General features: G+C 47.0%; 3 protein-coding genes. 1 reads left to right on the plus strand and 2 read right to left on the minus strand.

The features are described 5' to 3' along the window. Positions 1 to 245: 245 nt before the first annotated feature. Positions 246 to 1,079 (minus strand): metallophosphoesterase, encoded by an 834-nt coding sequence (locus IQ234_RS20425; protein ID WP_193958416.1) that lies wholly within the window; start codon positions 1,077 to 1,079, stop codon positions 246 to 248. 92 nt (positions 1,080 to 1,171) lie between these two features. Continuing rightward, positions 1,172 to 2,407 (minus strand): LL-diaminopimelate aminotransferase, encoded by a 1,236-nt coding sequence (locus tag IQ234_RS20430; RefSeq protein WP_193958417.1) that lies wholly within the window; start codon positions 2,405 to 2,407, stop codon positions 1,172 to 1,174. Positions 2,408 to 2,563: 156 nt separating this feature from the next. Here IQ234_RS20430 and IQ234_RS20435 point away from each other — a divergent pair, with 156 nt between their 5' ends. After that, on the plus strand, positions 2,564 to 2,776 hold the full coding sequence (locus IQ234_RS20435; protein WP_002759416.1) for a DUF2839 domain-containing protein: 213 nt from the start codon (positions 2,564 to 2,566) through the stop codon (positions 2,774 to 2,776). Positions 2,777 to 2,868 lie beyond the last annotated feature (92 nt).

Here is a 2,868-nt window from a genome sequence, read left to right on the forward strand (position 1 = left end):
CCGATAGCTTGCGGTATTGACAAATGGGGCAGATGTTCTGATACTATGCACGACCACTGCTTGAGATATTTGTTTTTCAGCATTGCCTTTCACGATGCTCCTCTAAATCTCTAGCTTGATTTTCTCACCTTGAGTGTGTGACTGCTCACCTCTTTGTAATAAACCCATACCTGTTAGGAGATGGGAGTGGGGAGAATAAATAAAAATAATCTCTTGACTACTGACGACTGGCCACTGACAACCGGCTACTGACTACTGTTGATCAAAGTAATTACCGTCACTTCGGGGGGACAAAAAAGACGACCGGGAAAATAGGTCCCTAAGCCGCGATTCACGTATAATTGATTTTCCCCGACTCGATGAAATCCCTCGGACCATTGCCAGTATCGGACTACTCTGCTGAACTGCCGATGAAGGGGAACCCATTGACCATAGGGTTCGGGCAGCGATCGCCTAAGTTCCTCTAAAATTATCGGTAGCGAACCGATACCGGGGATAGTCACTTGGCCTCCGTGGGTATGACCGGATAACTGCAAATCCACGCGCCAATCCTTTAAAATCATGGCTGTATCGGGATTATGGGAAAGGACGAGTCTGGGTATATCGGGGGAAATTTGCTCGAGGATTTGCGGTAAAAATTCCCCGGACCAATAATCGGCCAATCCGACGATGGGAAAATTTTCGCCGTAGGGTGTGACGATTTCATTCCAGAGTACCCGAATTCCCACGCTAGTTAGGGCTGATCTGACCGTTTCCCTTGCGTTGGGAAGATAACTGTCATGATTTCCTAAACAAGCATAAATACCCCCTTGACTTTTGAGAGCTTTTATGCTATCAACTAGGGTAAAAATTGGCTGGGGACTATAGGTAATAAAGTCCCCCGTCAGGAAGATGAGATCGGGTTTTTCCTGATTAGTAATGGCGATCGCTTCTTGCAGGACAGCTACAGGCAAATGCTGTTCATCGCAGTGCAGATCTGACCACTGCACCAACTTGATCCCTTGCAGATGTGCCGGTAGGCCAGCAATTGCGATCGTTAATCTTTCTACCTGTAAGGATTCTAGCCAAAAGGGTCGCATCGGTGAGCCGTTGTCGGTGAGTATGTCAACAGTCTATCAATTCCCGATGGGGTTGTTGAGGGATGCTTCCACAAACATCCCTCTTTTGACCATTAGCCTTGAAATTTATCGATAATTCTCTTCATAGCGGCCTCGACATTGGCACGACTATTAAAAGCCGACAGCCGGAAATAACCCTCTCCGGCGGCCCCAAAACCAGATCCAGGAGTTCCCACCACATTACAGGTATGTAGCAGTTTATCGAAGAAATCCCAACTGGATAGACCCTGGGGCGTTTTTACCCAAACGTAGGGAGCATTTACGCCACCATGGACTTCTAAACCGGCGGCGGTTAATTTTTCTCGGATAATTGTTGCATTTTGTAAATAAAACTTGACAAGTTCTTGTACTTGTGCTTGTCCTTCTGGGGAATAAACCGCCTCGGCCCCCCGTTGGACAATGTAGGAAACGCCGTTAAATTTGGTCGATTGCCGACGATTCCACAGTTTCCAGAGTTGCACATCGCTGCCGTCGGCAGCTTTGGCCATCAGACTTTGGGGAACCACGGTTAAAGCGCAACGAGTCCCAGTAAAACCGGCATTTTTAGAAAAAGAGCGAAATTCGATCGCACATTGCCGCGCCCCCTCGATTTCGTAGATGGAGTGGGGTAAACTGGCATCGGTGATAAAGGCCTCGTAGGCTGCATCAAAAAAGATAATCGATCCGTTGGCCCTAGCATAATTAACCCAAGCTGTCAAGTGTTCTTTGGTAGCTGTGGCCCCGGTGGGATTATTGGGAAAACAGAGATAGATTAAATCGACTTTTTCCGTCGGAATCTGGGCAGTAAAGTTATTTTCGGCGGTAATTGGCAGATAAATCAAGCCCTCGTATTCGCCGCGTTTGTTGACCTCTCCCGTGTGTCCAGCCATAACGTTAGTATCAACGTAAACGGGATATACTGGGTCAGTAACAGCGATCGAGTTATTATCTCCAAAAATATCGAGAATATTGCCCGTATCGCACTTAGAACCGTCGGAAATAAAGATTTCATCGGCACTTATCTCACAACCGCGAGCCTGAAAATCATGGACGGCGATTTTCTCCCTTAACCAAGCATAACCCTGTTCGGGCCCGTAACCCTTAAAGCTAGAACGATCGCCCATTTCCTCCACCGCTTTGATCATGGCCTCGCGACAAGCTAGGGGCAAAGGTTCGGTGACATCCCCAATCCCCAGACGGATAATATTAGCATCGGGATTGGCTGCCGCAAAAGCTTGGACTCGTCGGGCAATTTCCGGGAAAAGATAACCCGCTTTTAGTTTTAAGTAATTACTGTTAATGGTTGCCATAATTATCATTCTCGTTTCAGTCGCAACCTTTAATTTTATAATAGTCGGTCATCGGCCGTCAGTTTCGATCGCCCTCCTTGATGGACTAGGATTGGGTGTAGGCGGTTGTCTTTCGATATACAATCAGAGAAAAACCTCTTAATAATTGACATTAGTATGGGTGAATCAAAACGTCGTCAATCGGCCCTGGGTGATAAGTATGGACAGGAAGAAAATATCCTGCCTTGGCTACCAATTACCAAAAGTCAAGCATCCCAAGCTTACAAGTTAACCACTAGGGGTGCCTGGATTGGTATAGGAGTTTTAGCTGGGGTTTGGGTGGTTATTCGTTTTGTTGGGCCAGCTTTCGGTTGGTGGAATGTCCAATAACCGGTTAAGGCTGCATCAGTTTGGGGGTTAGGGTTTTAGGGTTTTAGGGTTTTGGGGTATTAGTTGAAATTCCCCCACTTCCCCACTTCCCC

The organism is Microcystis aeruginosa LEGE 91341 (assembly GCF_015206885.1).
GTDB lineage: Bacteria > Cyanobacteriota > Cyanobacteriia > Cyanobacteriales > Microcystaceae > Microcystis > Microcystis aeruginosa_H.

Coding starts and splice junctions, on each gene's coding strand:
- IQ234_RS20425 (WP_193958416.1), bottom strand. CDS start 1,079: ATGCGACCCTTTTGGCTAGAATCCTTACAGGTAGAAAGATTAACGATC.
- IQ234_RS20430 (WP_193958417.1), bottom strand. CDS start 2,407: ATGGCAACCATTAACAGTAATTACTTAAAACTAAAAGCGGGTTATCTT.
- IQ234_RS20435 (WP_002759416.1), top strand. CDS start 2,564: ATGGGTGAATCAAAACGTCGTCAATCGGCCCTGGGTGATAAGTATGGA.